12 protein-coding genes are annotated in these 18,366 nt (G+C 62.8%); 5 read left to right on the top strand and 7 right to left on the bottom strand.

Features of this window, described 5'->3' with window-relative positions:
• Positions 1–63 precede the first annotated feature (63 nt).
• From lpxK to EGN72_RS06235, 3 genes are read right to left on the bottom strand one after another with little or no spacing between them, the layout of a single operon-like run.
• A complete protein-coding gene (gene lpxK / locus EGN72_RS06245) occupies positions 64–1,056 on the bottom strand; it encodes a tetraacyldisaccharide 4'-kinase (RefSeq protein ID WP_127045843.1) in 993 nt (330 codons plus the stop codon).
• Positions 1,056–2,255 (bottom strand): 3-deoxy-D-manno-octulosonic acid transferase, encoded by a 1,200-nt coding sequence (locus EGN72_RS06240; protein ID WP_127045799.1) that lies wholly within the window; start codon positions 2,253–2,255, stop codon positions 1,056–1,058. The genes lpxK and EGN72_RS06240 overlap by 1 nt, the downstream gene beginning before the upstream one ends.
• A gap of 8 nt (positions 2,256–2,263) precedes the next feature.
• Positions 2,264–2,521, bottom strand: a complete 258-nt coding sequence (locus EGN72_RS06235) for a DUF4170 domain-containing protein (RefSeq protein WP_127045798.1) — start codon at positions 2,519–2,521, stop codon at positions 2,264–2,266.
• A 246-nt stretch (positions 2,522–2,767) separates the two neighbouring features.
• Between EGN72_RS06235 and EGN72_RS06230 the strand changes: the two genes are divergently transcribed.
• The gene (locus tag EGN72_RS06230) at positions 2,768–5,146 is read left to right on the top strand and encodes a DEAD/DEAH box helicase (RefSeq protein WP_127045797.1); all 2,379 of its coding nucleotides are present in this window, start codon (positions 2,768–2,770) and stop codon (positions 5,144–5,146) included.
• Between the two features lie 151 nt (positions 5,147–5,297).
• Here the strand turns inward: EGN72_RS06230 and EGN72_RS06225 are convergent, their stop codons facing one another.
• Positions 5,298–7,856: a response regulator gene (locus EGN72_RS06225; protein WP_127045796.1), complete on the bottom strand. Its 2,559-nt coding sequence runs from the start codon at positions 7,854–7,856 to the stop codon at positions 5,298–5,300.
• Here EGN72_RS06225 and EGN72_RS19285 point away from each other — a divergent pair.
• The 3 genes from EGN72_RS19285 to pbpC are packed head-to-tail and all read left to right on the top strand — an operon-like array spanning position 7,743 to position 15,591.
• On the top strand, positions 7,743–8,183 hold the full coding sequence (locus tag EGN72_RS19285; RefSeq protein WP_199743712.1) for a hypothetical protein: 441 nt from the start codon (positions 7,743–7,745) through the stop codon (positions 8,181–8,183). The two genes, EGN72_RS06225 and EGN72_RS19285, sit on opposite strands and share 114 nt — an antisense overlap.
• Positions 8,099–13,555, top strand: a complete 5,457-nt coding sequence (locus EGN72_RS06220) for an alpha-2-macroglobulin family protein (RefSeq protein WP_127045795.1) — start codon at positions 8,099–8,101, stop codon at positions 13,553–13,555. The genes EGN72_RS19285 and EGN72_RS06220 overlap by 85 nt, the downstream gene beginning before the upstream one ends.
• Entirely contained in the window at positions 13,552–15,591 is a 2,040-nt protein-coding gene (gene pbpC / locus EGN72_RS06215; protein ID WP_233587047.1) for a penicillin-binding protein 1C, read from the top strand. Before EGN72_RS06220 ends, pbpC begins: the two co-directional genes overlap by 4 nt.
• A 66-nt stretch (positions 15,592–15,657) precedes the next feature.
• Here pbpC and EGN72_RS06210 read toward each other — a convergent pair whose 3' ends face one another.
• The 3 genes from EGN72_RS06210 to EGN72_RS19140 form a co-directional block, all read right to left on the bottom strand.
• Positions 15,658–16,833: an acetyl-CoA C-acyltransferase family protein gene (locus EGN72_RS06210; RefSeq protein ID WP_127045794.1), complete on the bottom strand. Its 1,176-nt coding sequence runs from the start codon at positions 16,831–16,833 to the stop codon at positions 15,658–15,660.
• A 4-nt stretch (positions 16,834–16,837) separates the two neighbouring features.
• Positions 16,838–17,506: a maleylacetoacetate isomerase gene (gene maiA / locus EGN72_RS06205; protein ID WP_233587046.1), complete on the bottom strand. Its 669-nt coding sequence runs from the start codon at positions 17,504–17,506 to the stop codon at positions 16,838–16,840.
• Between the two features lie 115 nt (positions 17,507–17,621).
• On the bottom strand, positions 17,622–17,786 hold the full coding sequence (locus EGN72_RS19140) for a hypothetical protein (RefSeq protein WP_158623149.1): 165 nt from the start codon (positions 17,784–17,786) through the stop codon (positions 17,622–17,624).
• Between the two features lie 217 nt (positions 17,787–18,003).
• On the opposite strand from EGN72_RS19140, the gene EGN72_RS06200 reads away from it, so the two are divergent.
• Complete coding sequence (locus EGN72_RS06200) at positions 18,004–18,357, top strand: DUF1428 domain-containing protein (RefSeq protein ID WP_127045792.1); 354 nt, start codon at positions 18,004–18,006, stop codon at positions 18,355–18,357.
• Positions 18,358–18,366 lie beyond the last annotated feature (9 nt).

Here is an 18,366-nt window from a genome sequence, read left to right as displayed (position 1 = left end):
CCGGTCAAGCAAAGTGCCGCAGGTGAAAGCTGCCGCAGAAGGCCCACCAAGGCCGGAGCGCGGCTATAGCCCCAAGCGGCCCAAAGCCGCATCCAGCGGCCCCCAATCCGACAGCCGCAGGCGCACGGGCAGCGTCAGCACTTTGGGCCGGAAGGCGGCGGGCAGGCGCACGGCGTCTTTTTCGGTGGTGACCAGTTGCGCGCCAAGCTGGGCGGCATCCCGTTCCAGCCGGGCCAGCAACGCATCGCTGAAGGGTTGATGGTCGCTTAGCGCTTCGCCGTGCAAAACCTCGGCCCCGGCGCTGCGCAGGCTGGCAAAGAATTTCTCGGGGTGGCCGATGCCGGCAAAGGCCAGAACGTGGGTGCCTTGCCAGTCCATGCCCATTTGCAACACATCAAGTTGCCCTGTCAGATGCGGCACAGGCAGGGCCGCGCCCCACTGCGCAGTAAAGCGAGCCTGCGCGGCAGCATCACCGATGGACAGCACGAAATCGGCGCGGCCTAGCCCCTGCGCCACGGGTTCGCGCAATGGTCCTGCTGGCAGGCAGCGGCCATTGCCAAAGCCGCGCTGGGCATCCACCACCACCAGCGACAGATCCTTGACCACCGAAGGGTTCTGGAACCCGTCATCCAGCAGAACCACTTGGGCCCCGGCGTCTTGTGCCGCCCGCACCCCTGCGGCGCGATCCCGCGCGACCCAAACCGGGGCAAAGGCGGATAAAAGCAAGGGCTCATCCCCGGTATCGGCGGCGCGGTGGTGGCGTTCGTCCACCCGCACGGGGCCAGCAAGCTGCCCGCCATGCCCGCGCGACACCACATGCGCGGCAATCCCGCGCGCGGCCAATCGCTCTACAAGGGCAATCACGCTGGGCGTCTTTCCCGTGCCGCCAGCGTTCAGATTGCCGACACAGATTACCGGAACCCCGGCCTTGAACCCAGCCCCCTGCCGCAGCCGCCGTGCCGTTGCCGCCCCATAGGTCCAACCCAGCGGGGCCAGCAGCCGCGCGCGCCAATCAGGGCGATCAGGTGGGGTGAACCAGAAGCGCGGGGCCTGTATCACTTGGCCCCCTTCAGCAGCTTGCACAGCGCGTCGACAACTTTCTGCGTGGCCTCGGCCCCGTCGGATTCCACCGCCCAAGCCGCCTGCGCTAATCGTGCCGCACGATCGGGTGACAGCAACTCGCCCAGCGTGACACCAAGGTCATGACCATTGCCGATAAGGCAGGTTGCCTGTGCCGCCGCAAGCCGCCCCAAGGACGCCCCAAAGACCCCGGCGCGCGGGCCGTGAATGATCGCCGAACCAAGCGCCGCCGCCTCCATCGGGTCGCGGCCAATGCCGCTATCGTCCAATCCGCCACCAAAATAGGTGATGGGTGCCAGACGATACCAAAGCCCGTAATCGCTTGCGGGCTCGGCAAGATACACCTGCACATCGCTGTCCGGTTCTTCTTCGGCGTGGCGGCGTGCCACGGTCCAGCCTTCGTCTTGTTCCATCCGGGTGACGAGCGCGGGAATACGTTCTGCGTCTTGCGGCGACAGGATCAGCAGCAAGCGATGCGCCAGCTTCATGGCGGAGCGATGCGCCGCTATCACTGCATCCTCTTCGCTTTCTGGCAAAGCGGCTGCGAACCAGACGGGCCGGGTTGCCAATAGATGGGCGAGTTCGGTCCGCTCTCCTTCATAGCAGGGCAAAACCGTGCTGGGATATTCCATCCGGCCCGAGACCTGCACCGATTTCGGCTCTGCCCCTGCGCGGCGAAAGGCCCGTGCCGCGGTTTCGTCAATCGCCAGAATGACGTTGAAGCTGCTGAGCAACCCACGCATCAGGCCCGGCCACCAGCCTTCGCGGCCGCGCAGAATGGCGGGGCTGCGGGCATCAATCAGCGCCGAAGGGATTTGCCTTGCATGGGCTTCATGCAGCAGGGCCGGGCGCAATTCGCCTTCGGCCTGCGCGATCAGGTCGGGGGTCCAGTAATCCAGCAGCGCCCGCGCCTCGGTCGCGTTGTCAATCGGGTTGGGCTGCCAGATCACCCCGGCAGGCAGCTTTTGCGGGGCGGTGGCACTGCTGAGCACCACCGTGATGCCGTGTTCTTCCTCCAGCCGCCGGGCCAGACCCAACAGTTGCGGCACGCTGTCCGGCCCCGCCGCCTGCACCCAGATCAACGGGCCCTGCGGGCGCGGCGGGCGCGGCGGCGATGTGGCCTCCTTTGCCCGGTTGGCAAGATTGTAAAGCGTCAGGCCAAGGGAATAGGCCATGATGGTCCTTAGTTGCCCAGCTCTTCGGTAGAGGATGCAGGCTGTTCTTCATCCCGCAGGCGGTGAATATGGGCGATGAAATAGCGCGTCTGCGCCTCATCCACGGTGCGCTGGGCCTCGGCTTTCCACGCTTTGTAAGCGGCTTCATAATTCGGGAACATGCCGACGATATGAATATTGTCGGGGTCCTTGAACGCCGTGCTTTGGGTGCTGACAAGCTCGCCACCAAAAACGAGGTGCAGGCGCTGGGTTTTATTGGATGTCATCGAAGTCTCCAGTAGCGAATTTCGGTTGCTGCTTAGGCTAAAGCGTTTGGCGGGGCGGCGAAAGGGGGCCTGTCGCCGGGGCCAGATGCATTGCAAAAGGTTTTCATGGACTCGCAGGGGTTTTGCGCGTAAACGGCGCGCTTGGCCCAGAGAATTCCGGTGCTGGCGGGCGAGGAGGCTCGATGCCAGTCAGGGGTGAGCGGCCTTTGAACGGGCAAAGCGACGCCCCCTGATAGGTAGAAGATAATGGAAAATATGAATATCGCCGCGCCTTTGGCTGCGGCGTTGGAAGCCAAGGGCTATACATCCCTGACCCCGGTGCAAGAGGCGATGCTGGCCCCCGAAGTGGATGGCCGCGATTTGCTGGTTTCGGCCCAGACGGGTTCGGGCAAGACCGTGGCGTTCGGGATCGCGATTGCGCCGGACCTGCTGAATGGCGCGGATCGGTTCTTGTTCGCCGATGTGCCGATGGCCTTGATCATCGCCCCCACCCGCGAATTGGCCCTGCAAGTCGCGCGCGAGTTGGATTGGCTTTATGGCGAAGCGGGCGCACGCATTGCAACCTGTGTCGGCGGGATGGATTACCGGACCGAGAAACGCGCGCTGGATCGTGGCGCGCATATCGTTGTCGGCACGCCGGGCCGTCTGCGCGACCATATTGATCGCAAATCGCTGGACCTGTCTGGCCTGAAAGCCGCAGTGCTGGATGAGGCCGATGAAATGCTGGACCTCGGGTTCCGTGACGATCTGGAATATATCCTGAGCCAGGCCCCCGAAGACCGCCGCACCCTGATGTTTTCGGCCACGGTGCCAAAGGCAATCGCGGCACTGGCCAAGGAATTTCAGAACGACGCGCTGCGCATTCAGACGGCGGGTGAGGCCAAGCAGCATGTCGATATCGAATACCGCGCGCTGTCGGTGCAGATGCGTGACCGCGAAAACGCGATTTTCAACCTGCTGCGTTACTATGAGGCGCCGACCGCGATTGTGTTCTGCAAAACCCGCGCGGCTGTCACCTCGCTAATGGGCCGCATGGGCAACCGTGGATTCAAGGTCGTGGCCCTGTCGGGCGAGTTGAGCCAAGCAGAACGCACGAATGCCCTGTCGGCGCTGCGCAATGGCCGCGCGAATGTTTGTATCGCCACCGATGTGGCCGCGCGCGGGATCGACCTTCCGGGGTTGGACCTTGTGATTCACGCCGATTTGCCCAGTAATTCCGAAACGCTGTTGCACCGTTCAGGCCGGACCGGGCGCGCGGGTTCCAAAGGGGTTTCGGCGCTGATCGTGGTGCCGTCAGAATTCCGCAAGGCGCAACGTCTGGTGCAGGGCGCCAAGCTGGTGGTCGAATGGGGCTCTGCCCCGTCGGCCGAAGAGGTGCAGGAGCGCGATGACCAGCGTATTCTGGAACATCCCGCCCTTGGCCCGAATGATGGCGAAGATGGTGCCTTGGCGCAGGTTCTGCTGGAACGCTTTGGCGCCGAGCAAGTGGCGCAGGCGTTCGTGACCATGTGGCGGCAAGGGCGGTCCTCGCCCGAGGTGCTGTCGGATGTGGCCAACCCCGGCGAGCGGCCGGAACCAAAGCCGCGCGCGGCCTTTGGTGCATCGGTTTGGTATACGATTTCGGTGGGCCATACCGGCCGGGCCGAGGCGCGCTGGCTGCTGCCCAAGATCTGCGAAGCCGGCGGGATCACCAAGGACGGAATCGGCGCGATCCGCGTGCAGACCGATCAGACCTATGTGCAGATTGGCAAGGATGTGGCCGACAAGTTCGGTGAGGCCACCGCCTTGGAAGAAGGCGTCGAAATGCGCCGGATGGAAGGCGAGCCGGTGTTGGACCGCCCCGAACGCCCGGCCCGCGCGCCGCGCCCGGATACGCGCGGCGAAAAGCCCGCCTACAAGCCCAAACCTTCGCGTTTTGTCGAAGATGATGCACCGTTGAAAGAGCGCAAACCCTATACCAAGCGCGAACCGGCCCCCAAGCCTGAAGCCGTCTGGAGCCCGGACAGTGGCGCGCCGCAAGGGTTTGAGCCGAAGCCCGCCAAACCGGCCTATGCCAAACCGGAAGGCGGCAAGAAACCTTATGCCAAGCCCGAGGGTAAAAAACCCTATGCGAAAGCGGATGGGGAAAAGAAACCTTGGGTGAAGCGCGAAGAAGGGGACGGGAAGCCGTGGGAAAAACGTGACGCGGCCCCGCGCAAACCCTATGCCAAGCGCGCCGATGCCGTCGAAGGGGCAAAGCCCTATGCCCGCAAAACCGAGGCAGGCGACAGCCCGAAACCCTATGCCAAAAAGGAATTCGGCGCGAAGCGTGAGGATGGCGCAAAGCCCTATGCTCCGCGTGGTGCGACCCCGGATGCCGGCGGCGAGCGCAAGCCGCGTTGGAAAGCCGAAGGCGGCGCCGGGGCCAAGCCACGCTCTGCCGGGTTCAAAAGCCAAGGTGGCGGCAAAGCGGCTGAAGGCAAGCCAGCCCGCGCGGCGGGGTTCAAATCCCATGCTGGTGAGGGCAAGAGCTTTGGCAAACCGGGTGGCAAAGCTGGCGCTGGCAAACCCTTTGCCAAGCCAGCAAAACCAAAGGCCAACCCGTCGGACACCAGCAAACGCTTTGTGCCGCCGAAAAAGGGCTGACGACCTACCCCGACACATTGACAAGGCCCGGCGGTAGCGCCGGGCCTTTTGCGTTGCGTGTATGGTTGGCCGCCGGGGCGCTGCCCCGGACCCCGGGATATTTTTGCCGAAAAGAAAGCGGAGGATTCTTAGCGGGCTCAGGTTAACGGGCTTAGGCGAGTTCGCTGGTTTTTGCGTTGGTAACCGGGAAAACCGAGCTTGGTGCATGATTGAGCAGCGCTTCGGTGATTGCGGTTTTGCGCAGGGGTTTCGTCAGGTATTCATCAATCCCAGACGCAAGGATAGAGGTATCATCCCCATCCATCGCATGGGCTGTAAGCGCCACAATCGGCACATGCCCGCCTTTGGCCTGTTCGATGGTGCGGATTTCACGGGCGGCATCTTTGCCATCCAGTTCCGGCATGGAAATATCCATGAAAATCAGATCGGGTTGAAAGCTTTGGAACAACTCGACTGCCTCGCGCCCGTTATTTGCGAAAGTGAGATCGATCTGCAAATCCTTTACCATCTTGCGGAACACAAGTTGATTGGTGCGGTTATCCTCGGCTGCGAGAACGCGCATGATCCGTTCCGGTCCCGCAGAGCGGGGTTTGGCGGGGGCGACCATATGGGAAGGGGGCGGCGCGGCCAGATCGCGCAGGCGGCGATAGAGTTCTGAGCGCAGCAAGGGTTTTTGCAGGACGGTTGTGACATGCGCCGCCGAAAGCCCGTCGCGGGCGGCTGCGGGGTTGGATGACAGCAACACGATGGGCAGGTTGTGTCCCGCCCCGCGCAGGGTTTCGGCCAGTTGCAAACCGTTCATTTCGGGCATCTCATGGTCGGTTATCAAGACATCGAAACCGCTGTCTTTTTCCAGCGCGGCCACCACTTCGGCCCCGGTGCGGCAGGTTTTCACCTGCATGCCGCAGGTGATCAACTGGCGTTCCAGAATGGTGCGGTTGATGAATTGATCATCAACAACGATCGCGCGTTTCAACGTCACAGGCACCGGGATTGTGGCCTGATCTTCGGCCACGGGCAGTTCGATGCGGAACCCAAAACAGGACCCTTTGCCAAATTCGCTATCGACCCAGACGCTGCCACCCATACGATCAATCAGCCTTTGGGTGATGGCAAGGCCAAGGCCGGTGCCTTCGAACTTGCGGTTCGCGGCGGATTCGACCTGATTGAATTCGCCAAACACATGTTCAAGCTGATCGGCTGGGATGCCGATGCCAGTATCTTCGACCGAGATATGGAGTTGCTGATTGCCCGGTTCGGTTTCGATACCGACAATGCGGATCAGCACATGGCCTTTTTCGGTGAATTTGACCGCATTGCCGACAAGGTTGGTGAGGATTTGACGCAACCGGCCGGCATCGCCGATGAAGCGGGTGGGCAAGAACATATCAAAATCAATCATCAGGTCCAGCCCGCGTTCCCGCGCGCTGGGTTGTAGCAGCATCGCCACTTCGTGAATAAGCCGTTCCAGATCAAAGGGTTCCGGGTGCAGCGTCAAACGCTCTGCCTCGATCTTGGAATAGTCCAGAATATCGTTGATGATAACCAGAAGCGCCTCACCGGACGAACGGATCGTATCGGCAAAGAGACGTTGTTCTTCGGTCAGGCCAGTATCGCAAAGCAATTCCGCCATCCCGACCACGCCGTTCATCGGGGTGCGGATTTCATGGCTCATATTCGCGAGGAAGGCCGATTTCGCGCGGTTTGCCGCTTCGGCGGCTTTGCGGGCCTCATTCAGCGCGGCCTGTTGTTCCTTTTGATGGGTGATGTCGACGCGCAGGCCGACCCTGCCCCCATCGGGTGTTGGCTGTTCCAGCACGCGCAGCCAGCGTCCGCCTTCCAGTTCCTGTTCAAGGATCGAGGATGTATCGTGGTGCCGTTCCAGCCGTTCCTGCAACCACTCCGCCTCGCGGCCGATCGCGTCCTTATACTGCCCGCGGTCCAGCCCATAGCGCAGAATTTCTTCAAAAGGCGCACCGGGCACCATGGCCTCGGCGCTTTCAGGATAAAGTTCGCGGTAACGCTGGTTGCAGGCCAAAAGCCGGTCTTCCCGGTCGAACAGCACAAACCCGTCTGGTATCGCCTCCAGCGCGGCCCAGATCCGCATCTGTTCAGTAATGTTCAACGCAAGGCAGACCATATCGCCATCGCGCGCGCGCCGGTCCACCAGCCTGATCCATTCGCCGTTGGTGCCTTGCACGACTTCTGGTTCAATCGGGTCGCTGTCCCAGCGGGAAAGCATCCGCGCGACCCATTCATCGGGAGAGCTGTCGCCGATGTCGACCATACCTTCTTCGGCGGTGAGTTTCAGAATCTCGGCATAGGGGGTGCCGGGGCCGACGTTATAGTCCTGATACGGGGCCAGATAGGCGCGATTGGCCACCAGCAGCCGGTGATCCGGGGTGAAAACGGCAAAGCCGTCATGCAGGGCGTTGACCGAATCGCGCAGGCGCCGTTCGGCCATCACGGCGCTGGTGTGGGCCGCCTCCAGATCGGCCAGAAAGCGGGAGTTCTGCCCTTTGAGCGATTGCGCCTCATTCAAAGCGGCCTTGGTGGCGTGGCGTTGTTCGACGATCTGATCTGACAAAGCGCGCGCATGCAGCGCAAGTTTTTCGTTCGCAGCATAGAGTTCGCGCTGTTTTTGTTCGAGCAAGCGTTCGGCGGCGAGCCGTTTGCGCCGTTCCGTCGCCAACCGTTCCACAATATCCATAGCTACGCCAACCACTGCCTGTTGTTCCAAAGCCCACGTGGGACATTCTGCCCCCGACCTTTGGCGACTTTGGCCGATCTGGGTGAACCGTTGGTTAATGTGAACGAAAAACCCAGCAGAATACTTGCCAGTGAAGGGAGCGGCGTGCCAAGCTGCAAGGGTATTGCCACAGTTCGAATTTTGGCGAAGGCGGGCGCGGCCAGCGGTGCGCCTGTGCAGGCAGAGGCTGGAGGGTTTTTCGCATGGCGTTTTTCAAGACAATTGGTTTCGGGGCTATTTTTGCAGCGGTTTTGGGCGTTTCAACGCCGGGTTTGGCGCAGGACCTGATTCCCGAAAAGCGCTTTGTGATGACGCGGGATGCGGACCTGCCGGGCGGTGACATTTCCACCATGTTCGACACGGTTCTGGAGGCCTGCCAAAAGGCTTGTGCCACGAATACATCTTGCACGGCCTTCACCTTCAACTCGCGCAACGGGTCTTGCTTTCTGAAGGCCAATCCGGGCCAGCCTGCGGATTATGCGGGGGCGTTTTCTGGCTATGTGATCAAGGCGGCGCCCGGTGTGGCCGATATGGCGGCCCAACGCGCGAAAGAGCTTTCCTTCCTGCGCTCCTCTGACCTGTCGGGGGCCAAGTCGCTGGCCGAAGGCTTGGCTGCGCGGCATTTGACAGGGCCCTGGACGGCGCAAGAGCATCTGGAAGCGGCACGGGCAGAGGAATCGCAAGGTTCTGTGCTGCGGGCCAGTTCCTTTGTGGGCGCGGCCCTGAATATCACCGATGCGGCCCCCGATTGGGCGGAATATGCGCGGCTGCTGCTGGCCGCTGCCAGCCGCGATGCCAATGCCCGGTCAGAGCTGGAAACGCGCGCATTTTACGCCACGATCAACAGCTATCTGCGAACCGATAACCCCGGCATGCGCCACAGCCTGCTGGTCGATATGTCCGAGATTCTGGAAGCGCGGAAACGCGGCCGCGATATGGTGCCCGCCCTGCGCTTGGCACAAGAGATTCAGCGCCGCGATGATACCGAGATCGCGCTGGATGCGGCCATCGCGAAATATGGCTTCCGCATCATCGAACATGAGGTGCAATCCGATAGTGTCCGCGCCCGAATTTGTGCGCAATTCTCGGACACGCTGGCCAAAACCGGGGTCGATTTCGAAAAATTCGTTCAGATGGATGCGCCCGGCCTGACGGTGGTGCGCGCAGGCGACGAGTTGCTGTGCGTTGAAGGGGTGGAGCATGGCGCGCGCCATGCGCTGACCTTCCGCGCGGGGATTCCGGCGGATGATGGGCAGGTGACGGTGAAACCTGTAACCATCACCGCCTATGTGCGCGACCGTTCGCCCTCGGTCCGGTTTCCGGGGCGGGCCTATGTGCTGCCCAAGGTGGGCGAAGGTGCTGCGGTGCCGCTGGAATCCGTCAACACCGCTATGGTGGAGTTAACGCTGTTCCGGGTAACGGATCGCAATATCCTGCGCGCGATACAGGGCGGCTATTTTTCGGAACCAATGTCCTATTGGCGCGAAGATGATTTTGCGCGCGGGGTGGGTGCGGAAATCTGGCAGGGTGAGGCCGATCTGGCGGTGGAGGTGAACCGCGATATGGTCACCCGTCTGCCGATGGCAGAGGCGCTGGCGGGCCAAGGTGCAGGGATTTTTGCGCTGCGGGCAAAAATTCCGGGGGAGCAGGACAGCGAAACCGCCCCGGCATGGCAATGGTTCGTGGTGTCTGATCTGGGGATCAGCAGCCTGAGCGGGATTGATGGCCTGCATGTCGTTTTGCGTAGTTTGGGCACCGCCGAGGCCAAACCGGGAGTCGCCGTGGACTTGCTCAGCCGCAGCAATGAGGTTTTGGGCAGTGCCACAACCGACGAACAGGGTTACGCCGTTTTCCCGGCATCGCTGACGCGGGGCACCGGGGGCCTTGCGCCTGCGATGATCGTCGCCAAGGATGGCGCAGAGGATATGGCCTTTCTGTCGCTGACCGACCCCGAATTTGACCTGTCGGATCGCGGCGTCGAGGGGCGCGAACCTGCACCGCCGATTGATGTGTTTGTCACCACGGATCGCGGGGCCTACCGCGCCGGGGAAACGGTGTATGCCACAGCACTGACACGGGATGCCGATGCCGCCGCAATCGAAGGTTTGCCGCTGACCGCCATCGTCAAGCGCCCGGATGGCGTGGAATACAGCCGCGCCTTGGTCGAGGATGCAGGCGGCGGCGGGCATGTGTTTGCCTTGCCCATCGCCGGATCTGCCCCGCGCGGGCAATGGCGGCTGGAACTGCTTGCCGATCTGGACGCGGCACCGCTGGCCGCCAAGACCTTTCTGGTCGAGGATTTCTTGCCAGAACGCATTGATTTCACACTGACCTTGCCCGAAGGCCCGGTGCGGCTTGGCGATGCGCCGGAACTGGTGTTTGACGCGAAATACCTGTTCGGCGCACCGGGGGCGGACCTTGCGATTGAAGGCGATGTGATCTTGCGCGCGGCCAAGGGGCTGGCCAAGTTTCCCGGCTATCAGTTTGGTCGCACCGATGAACCTTTCAGCACCCGGATCGAAGGGTTCGGCGGCGAAGTGACCAATAGCGAAGGCCGCGCCGCCTTTGCCCTGTCGATGCCCGAGGCACAAGACCCGGCACGACCGCTGGAAATGGTGGTTGTGGCGCGGGTTGCCGAAGGCTCTGGCCGCCCGGTGGAACGGCGTCTGACCCGCGCGCTGCAACCCGCCGCTGCGATGATCGGCGTCAAACCTATGTTTGACGATGTGGTGGCCGAGGGCAGCGATGCCCGCTTTTCCGTGCTGGCCGTTGGCCCCGATGAATCCGCCGTGCCGATGGATGTAAAATGGGAATTGTCGCGGATTGAAACCCGCTATCAGTGGTATCAGGAATACGGCAATTGGTATTGGGAACCAGTCACCAGCCGCGAACGCGTGGCCGTTGGCGTGGCCCAGCTTGGCACCGCCCCGGTAGAGATTTCGGGCGCGGTAAGCTGGGGCGAGTATGAAATGGTGGTCGAACAGGCCGGGGGCGGCAGCGCGTCAACCTCTGCGCGGTTCTATGCGGGTTGGTATGCGCCCCCGGATGTCACCAGCACCCCCGACACGCTGGAACTGTCGCTGGACAAACCTGCCTATAAGCCGGGCGAAGTGGCGCAATTGCGCATCGTGCCGCGTGCGGCGGGAACAGCGCTGGTTTCGGTGCTGTCCAACCGTCTCGTCACCATGAAAATGGTTGAGGTGACTGAAGGCGAAAACGTAATTCCATTGGAGGTGACAGCAGAATGGGGCGCAGGCGTTTACGTCACGGCCTCGGTTCTGCGGCCGATGGATGTGGCCGCAGGGCGCAATCCGGCGCGGGCTTTGGGCCTTGCCCATGCCAGCATCGACCCCGGTGACAAAGCGCTGGGCGCGGTTGTCGAAGTTGCGGCAGAGGTGGCCCCGCGCGGCCCGATGGAGGTTGCCGTAAAGGTCGAAGGCGTGGCACCGGGTGAAACCGCCTATGCCACGATTGCAGCGGTGGATGTGGGTATCTTGAACCTGACATCCTTTGCCGCACCCGACCCCAAGGGCCATTACTTTGGTCAGCGCAAGCTGGGCGTCGGTATCCGCGATATCTATGGCCGCTTGATTGACGGATTGAACGGCGCGCAAGGGGTTGTGCGGTCTGGTGGTGACAGCGCGGCCCAGGCAAGGCTGGAGGCCCCACCCCCGACAGAGGAACTTGTGGCCTATTTCACTGGTCCGGTGACAGTTGGTGCCGATGGCTTTGCCCGCGCCAGTTTCGACTTGCCGTCTTTCAACGGCACAGTGCGGGTGATGGCGGTGGTCTGGTCCAAACGCGGGGTGGGCCAAGCGACAGCGGATGTGCTGGTGCGCGATCCTGTCGTGGTGACTGCATCGGTGCCGCGCTTCATGGCACCCGGCGATGAAAGCCGTTTGTTGCTGGAGATTGTTCACGCCAAGGGGCCTGCCGGGCGCATGGGGCTGGATGTTTCTGCCCAAGGGCTGGTCTGGGGCGATGTGCCATCGGGCTTTGATCTGGCCGAGGGTGGCAAGGCCAGTTTCTCGGTGCCGATCGTGGCAGGGCAAGCCGAAGGGCTGCACAGCCTGACCGTGGCCCTGACCACACCAGATGGCAAGCAATTGACCAAGGTGCTGACCCTGCCAATCCAGCGCAATGACCCAGAGATTGCCCGCACCACCCGGCTGGAACTGGCCGCTGGCCAGACCTTCACACTGGATGAGACGGCGTTTGACGGCTTTGCGCCCGGCTCTGGCCTTGCCACGCTGGCCGTGGGGCCGATTGCGCGGCTGGATGCACCGGGGCTTTTGGCGGCGCTGGATCGCTACCCTTATGGCTGCACCGAACAGATTACCTCGCGTGCGCTGCCCTTGATCTATTTCGATCAGGTGGCGCAGGCGATGCAATTGAAGGGGGCCGAGAATATCAGCACCCGCATTTCCCAAGCCGTTGCCGAGGTCTTGACGAACCAATCCTCAGAGGGTGGGTTCGGCCTGTGGGGACCAAGCCAAGGGGATGCATGGCTGGATGCCTATGTCACCGATTTCCTAAGCCGGGCAAGGGCGCAGGGTTATGCGGTGCCAGACCTCGCTTTCCGCTCGGCCTTGGACAATCTGCGCAACCGCGTGAACTATACCGCCGATTTCGACAATGGCGGCGAAGACCTCGCCTATGCGCTGATGGTGCTGGCACGCGAAGGGGCGGCGGCGATTGGCGACTTGCGCTATTATGCCGATGTGAAGGCCGATGCCTTTGCCACTCCGATTGCGCAGGCCCAGCTTGGCGCGGCACTGGCCAGCTATGGCGACCAACGCCGGGCCGATGCGATGTTTGGCAAGGCAGGGGCGCGGATTGCGGCCTATAACAACTTTGACGATACGCAGGTCTACCGCACCGATTTCGGCACAAGCCGGCGGGATGCGGCGGCGGTGCTGACCTTGGCGGTCGAGGCCGGGTCGGCGGTGCTGGACCGGGACGCCTTGGCCGCAGCCTTGCAACCCAACGGGCGCAGCCTGTCCACGCAAGAGGCAACATGGACGCTGCTTGCCGCCAATGCCTTGATTGATCGGCCCGGCGTCGATGGCATCACCCTGAACGGCGAAGCGGTTTCGGGGCCGTTGGTGCGGGTGCTGAAAGCGGGCGACGGACAAACGGTCGCTGTGGCCAACAGTTCGGGCCAGCCCACCACGCTGACGCTCACCTCTTACGGTGTGCCGCAGGTGCCGGGGCCAGCGGTGGGCAATGGCTATGCGATCACGCGCAGCTATTTCACCGAAGACGGTGCGCGGGTTTCCTTGGCCGAAGGTGTTGCGGCAGGGGAACGGCTGGTCGTCGTGCTGGAGGTGGTGCCCTTTGGCAAGGCCGAGGCGCGGCTGATGGTGGCAGACCCGCTGCCTGCGGGGTTTGAGATTGATAACCCCAACCTGCTGCGCGGCGGCGATGTTGGTGGGTTTGACTGGCTGAATGTGGAAAACGATGTCGCGCATAGCGAATTCCGCCAGGACAGGTTCCTGACCGCGGTGGATGCGCAGGGTGGCCAGACCATTCGCTTGGCCTATGTCGTGCGGGCGGTTTCGCCGGGGCGGTTCCATCATCCGGCGGCCTCAGTCGAGGATATGTATCGCCCTGAATACCGCGCGCAAACCGATGCCGGAGAGGTGGTGATCGCACCGTGATCCGCCCTGCGTTTGGCAAGCGCGCGCTTTTCGGGCTGGCCTTCGCCCTTTGGGCGGGGGCCGTGGCGCGGGATGCGGGCGAGGCATGGGTGCGCGCCACGGTTCTGCCGGATCTGGCCATCGAAACCTCGGACGAGGTTTTGGCGCGGGATCATCGCTTGCTGCGCGCCTATACAGTGGCAGATGGGCGCTGGCGCATGGCGGTGGATGCGGTCGACCCCGGTTATACCGCCATGCTGGTGGCCTTTGAGGATAAGCGGTTCTACCGCCATTCCGGTGTTGACCCTTGGGCGCTGCTGCGCGCGGGTGGGCAGGCGCTGGTGTCAGGGCGCGTGGTATCGGGCGGGTCAACCCTGACGATGCAGGTCGCGCGCTTGCTGGAAGACAGTGGCACCGGGCGGCTGGCGGGCAAACTGCGTCAGGCGCGGGTGGCACTGGCACTGGAACAGCGGCTTAGCAAGGCGCAGATACTTGGCCTTTACTACCGGATCGCGCCCTATGGCGGCAATCTGGAAGGGGTGCGCGCGGCGAGCCTTGCCTATTTCGGCAAGGAACCGGGGCGGCTGACCCCGGCGCAATCGGCGCTGCTTGTGGCCTTGCCGCAATCGCCCGAAAGCCGCAGGCCGGATCGCGCGCCAGAACTGGCCTTTGCTGCGCGGGCAAAGGTTTTGGCGCGCGCCGTCAATGCCGGGGTGATTACCCCAGATCAGGCGCAAGCAGCCGAGCGCGAGGCCGTGCCCCACCTTCGAAAGCCCTTCCCCGCGCTTTCCCCGCATCTGGCCGACCGGGTGCGGGCGGCGGCGCCGGGTGGCTCCCCCTATGTCACAACGATTGATCTGGCGTTGCAGCGCGGATTAGAGGAACTGGCCGCCCAAGCCGTTGCCGCGCAAGGCGCGCGGTTGCAAGTGGCTATTGTGGTGGCCGACCATGCCTCGGGCGAGGTCTTGGCAAGCGTGGGCTCTGCTGCCTATCAAGCGGATGCGCGGCAAGGCTTTGTGGATATGACGCGCGCGCTGCGCAGCCCCGGATCAACGTTGAAACCTTTGGTCTATGGCTTGGGCTTTGATGAAGGGTTGATTCATCCCGAGACTTTGATCGAAGATCGCGCGATGGATTTTGGCGGCTATGCGCCGCAGAATTTCGACAAGGTTTTCCGGGGTATGGTGCGGGTGCGCGAGGCGCTGCAACTTTCGTTGAACTTGCCGGTGGTGGCGCTGACAGATGCGATGGGGCCTGCGAAACTGCTGGCAGCCTTGCGCCGCAGTGGGGCCGCGCCGCAGGTGCCGGGCGGGCAACCGGGGCTTGCCGTGGCGCTGGGCGGGCTGGGTGTGACATTGGAAGATTTGGTCGGGCTTTACGCCAGTATCGCGCGCGGTGGCGTGGCGCGACCTTTGCATGTGACGGGCGAAGGCGTGGCAGGGGAGCGTGTGATCTCGGCCGTGGCGGCATGGCAGGTGGCGGATATTCTGTCGGGTATGCCGCCGCCTGCGGGTGCGCCTGCAAACCGACTTGCTTATAAAACAGGCACCAGTTACGGGCATCGCGATGCCTGGGCCATTGGTTTTGATGGGGCGCATGTGGTGGGCGTTTGGATGGGGCGGGCGGATGGGACGCCAGTGCCGGGCGCGTTTGGCGGCGAGTTGGCGGCCCCGGTGCTGTTTCAGGCCTTTGCGCGTTTGGGGCGCAGCTTGGCACCGTTGCCCGCGCCGCCTGCCGCGACTTTGATGGTGGGGAATGCGGCCTTGCCACAACCACTACGGCAATTCCGGTCGCGCGCGGCGGCCTTTGAAGCGGCGGATGCGCCTGCTGTGGCCTTCCCGCCCGATGGCGCGGAGGTGGAGTTGATGCCCGAAGGGTTGCTGCTGCGCGTCCGGGGCGGGGTGGGGCCGTTTACATGGCTGGTTGATGGGCAACCCGTTGCCGTGGCGGAACGGTCGCGTGACACCGTGGTGCCGCGTCTTGGGCCGGGGTTTGTGGTTGTCTCGGTGATTGATGGCGCGGGGCGGTCGGCGCGGGTGCAGGTGCGGCTGCGGTAGCCGGGGGGCTTCACGCCCCCCGGACCCCCCGTGAGGTATTTTCGCCAAGATGAAATCAGGGCGGGATTACAGCCGTTCTATGGCGATCGCGATGCCTTGACCGCCGCCGATGCACATGGTGATCAGGCCGATTTTGCCGCCTGTGCGTTCCAGTTCATACAGCGCCTTGACGGTGAGGATGGCCCCTGTGGCCCCGACCGGGTGGCCCAAGGCGATGGCACCGCCGTTCGGGTTGACGCGCGCGGGGTCCAGTTGAAGGGCTTTGGTTACGGCGAGGGCTTGGGCTGCAAAGGCCTCATTCGATTCGATGACATCGAAGGACGCAGAGGTCAGGCCGGTTTTCGCCATCAGCGCCTGCACCGCCGGGATGGGGCCAAAGCCCATCACCTCTGGCCGGACGCCTGCCACGGCATAGCCAAGGATGCGGGCGCGGGGCGTCAGGCCGGCCTTGTCGGCGGCATCAGCGCGCGCAAGGACGAGGGCCGCAGCACCATCATTGATGCCGGAGGCATTGCCCGCGGTGACGGAGCCGTCTTTCTGGAACACCGCGCGCAAGCCTGCCAAAGCCTCAAGGCTTGTGGCTTTGGGGTGTTCGTCGGTGGCGAATTGCACCATGCCTTTGCGGGTTTTCACCTCGATCGGGGTGATCTGGTCGGTGAAATAGCCCTGCGCAATGGCATGGGCCGCGCGGGTCTGGCTTTGCATCGCGAAAGCGTCTTGTTCGGCCCGCGAGATATCGGATTCGGCCGCAACGTTTTCCGCCGTGACACCCATATGTCCGGTGCCAAAGGGACAGGTGAGCGCGCCTGTCATCATGTCTTGGGCCAGTGTATCGCCCATTTTCTGACCCCAGCGCGAGGTTGAAAGGATATGGGGGCTGCGGCTCATGCATTCGGCGCCACCGGCCAGTGCGAAATCGGCATCGCCGAGCATCAGCGCCTGTGTGGCCGAAACGATGGCCTGCGCGCCAGAGCCGCACAAGCGGTTCACGTTCATCGCAGGGGTCGTATCGGGGATGCCTGCGTTAAGGGCAGCAACACGGCTAAGATACATATCGCGCGGCTCGGTGTTGATGACATGGCCAAAGACCACTTGGCCGATGCGATCCGGGGCGATGCCTGCCCGTTCGATTGCGGCCTTGCTGGCATGGGTGGCAAGATCAATCGGGGCAAAGCCAGAGAGGCTGCCGCCGAACGTGCCGATGGCGGTGCGGGCACCAGAGAGGATGACGATATCGGTCATGGGATTAGCCTTTGGGTTGATGGTTGTCGGGATGGGCGGCCTGAACCGCTGGCAGGGTTTCAAGCGCGGTGGCAATGGCGGCAAGGCGCGGATAGGGTGCCAAATCCAGCCCGATACGGCGGGCATTGTAAACCTGCGGCACGAGGCAGATATCGGGCAGCGTTGGGCGGTCACCGTGGCAATAGGGGCCGGTTTCGGGATGGGTCAACATCGCTTCGAACGCTGTGAAGCCCTTGGCAATGAAATGCGCCTGCCAGCCATCTGCGGTGATCCCGCCGTTGGACAGCTTTGCTGCAAGGTTGCGCACCGACAGATTGGCAACCGGCGCGGTTTCCATCGCGATCACATAGGCCAGCGCACGGACACGCGCGCGGCCGGGCGCATCGGGGGGCAGAAAGTGCGCGCTATGCACCTCATCCAGATATTCAAGCACGGCGAGCGATTGGGTCAGCGTCAGCCCATCTATTTCCAATGTAGGAACAAGGCCTTGCGGATTGCGGGCAAGGTTTTCCGGGCTGTGCTGTTCGCCTTTGACCAGATCAACGGGCACCGACCGATACGGCAGGCCAAGCAGATTAAGGCCGATGCGAATACGGTAGGCCGCAGACGAGCGCCAGTAGTCATAAAGCGTGATCATTTCGCCCCCAAGTTCTGCCGATGGGCGCATCGGCATGGGGGAAGTTTGCAACGGTCAGGGCCCTATCGCAAGGGTTTGACGCCCCGGGCGTTGCATGGCCGTAACGTCACAGAGATGCAACCGCCGCCCGAACCCTCGGGCGGCGTGGTTTTTACAGAAAGCGGCGCGAACCGATGGTCGTATCCCGCAGGGCATGCCCGCCCGACAGCAACCGCCACAGATGCACCATGGTCATGGTGTCACTATCCGCCGCCCCTTGCCTTGCCCTATCCGTCAGCTTGAGAACGCGAATTCCGTCAATCATTTCTACCGTCATTTTTGGCACCTCAGAAGACGCGCCCCCACAGTGCAAGGATGCGCAACGCTGCTTAACAAAGCCTTACATTTGCCCATGTCGCGCGGCCGAATTCGCGTAAGATTTTCCCAAGGATTTCATGGAAATTGACTTGAAAGCGCGCGACCCTGCTCGCCTGTCTTTTGGGTTCGACCTTGGCAAAAGGCTCGGCTAGACTGATCGCTCAGGAGGACTGAATATGGCCTATTACGAAACCTTCGTTGCCCCCGTGCGCGTGGAAAAACTGGATGAATATTTCGCCATTTCGGCGCAGATGGTCCCGATCTGGAAGGAGTTGGGTGTGATTTCCTTACTGGATGCCCGGCCCGACAATGCGCCGACCGGCAAGCTGACATCCTTTCCGCAATCCGTGATGTGCGATGATGATGAAGTGCCGGTTTTTGGGTTCATGGTGTTCCGTGACCGGGCGCATCGCGACGAAGTGATGGAAAAAGCGATGGAACGGGCCGATATGAACGCCTTGATGATGAAAGCGCCGCTGGACGGCAAGCGCATGATCTTTGGCGGCTTCGTGGCCGAAATCGAAACCTGAGCGGCCGCG

The sequence above is a fragment of the Pseudorhodobacter sp. E13 genome (genome assembly GCF_003991405.1).
In the GTDB taxonomy this organism is placed as follows: domain Bacteria; phylum Pseudomonadota; class Alphaproteobacteria; order Rhodobacterales; family Rhodobacteraceae; genus Pseudorhodobacter.
The sequence above is the reverse complement of the archived record's forward strand: the minus strand, read 5'-3'. Positions and strand labels throughout refer to the sequence as shown.

What these genes read in the sequence shown, in the direction of transcription:
- EGN72_RS06240 (WP_127045799.1), bottom strand. Translation starts at nt 2,255, where the DNA reads ATGGCCTATTCCCTTGGCCTGACGCTTTACAATCTTGCCAACCGGGCA.
- EGN72_RS06235 (WP_127045798.1), bottom strand. Translation starts at nt 2,521, where the DNA reads ATGACATCCAATAAAACCCAGCGCCTGCACCTCGTTTTTGGTGGCGAG.
- EGN72_RS06230 (WP_127045797.1), top strand. Translation starts at nt 2,768, where the DNA reads ATGGAAAATATGAATATCGCCGCGCCTTTGGCTGCGGCGTTGGAAGCC.
- EGN72_RS19285 (WP_199743712.1), top strand. Translation starts at nt 7,743, where the DNA reads ATGCAGCGCAAGTTTTTCGTTCGCAGCATAGAGTTCGCGCTGTTTTTG.
- EGN72_RS06225 (WP_127045796.1), bottom strand. Translation starts at nt 7,856, where the DNA reads ATGGATATTGTGGAACGGTTGGCGACGGAACGGCGCAAACGGCTCGCC.
- EGN72_RS06220 (WP_127045795.1), top strand. Translation starts at nt 8,099, where the DNA reads ATGGCGTTTTTCAAGACAATTGGTTTCGGGGCTATTTTTGCAGCGGTT.
- EGN72_RS06210 (WP_127045794.1), bottom strand. Translation starts at nt 16,833, where the DNA reads ATGACCGATATCGTCATCCTCTCTGGTGCCCGCACCGCCATCGGCACG.
- maiA (WP_233587046.1), bottom strand. Translation starts at nt 17,506, where the DNA reads ATGCCGATGCGCCCATCGGCAGAACTTGGGGGCGAAATGATCACGCTT.
- EGN72_RS19140 (WP_158623149.1), bottom strand. Translation starts at nt 17,786, where the DNA reads ATGACGGTAGAAATGATTGACGGAATTCGCGTTCTCAAGCTGACGGAT.
- EGN72_RS06200 (WP_127045792.1), top strand. Translation starts at nt 18,004, where the DNA reads ATGGCCTATTACGAAACCTTCGTTGCCCCCGTGCGCGTGGAAAAACTG.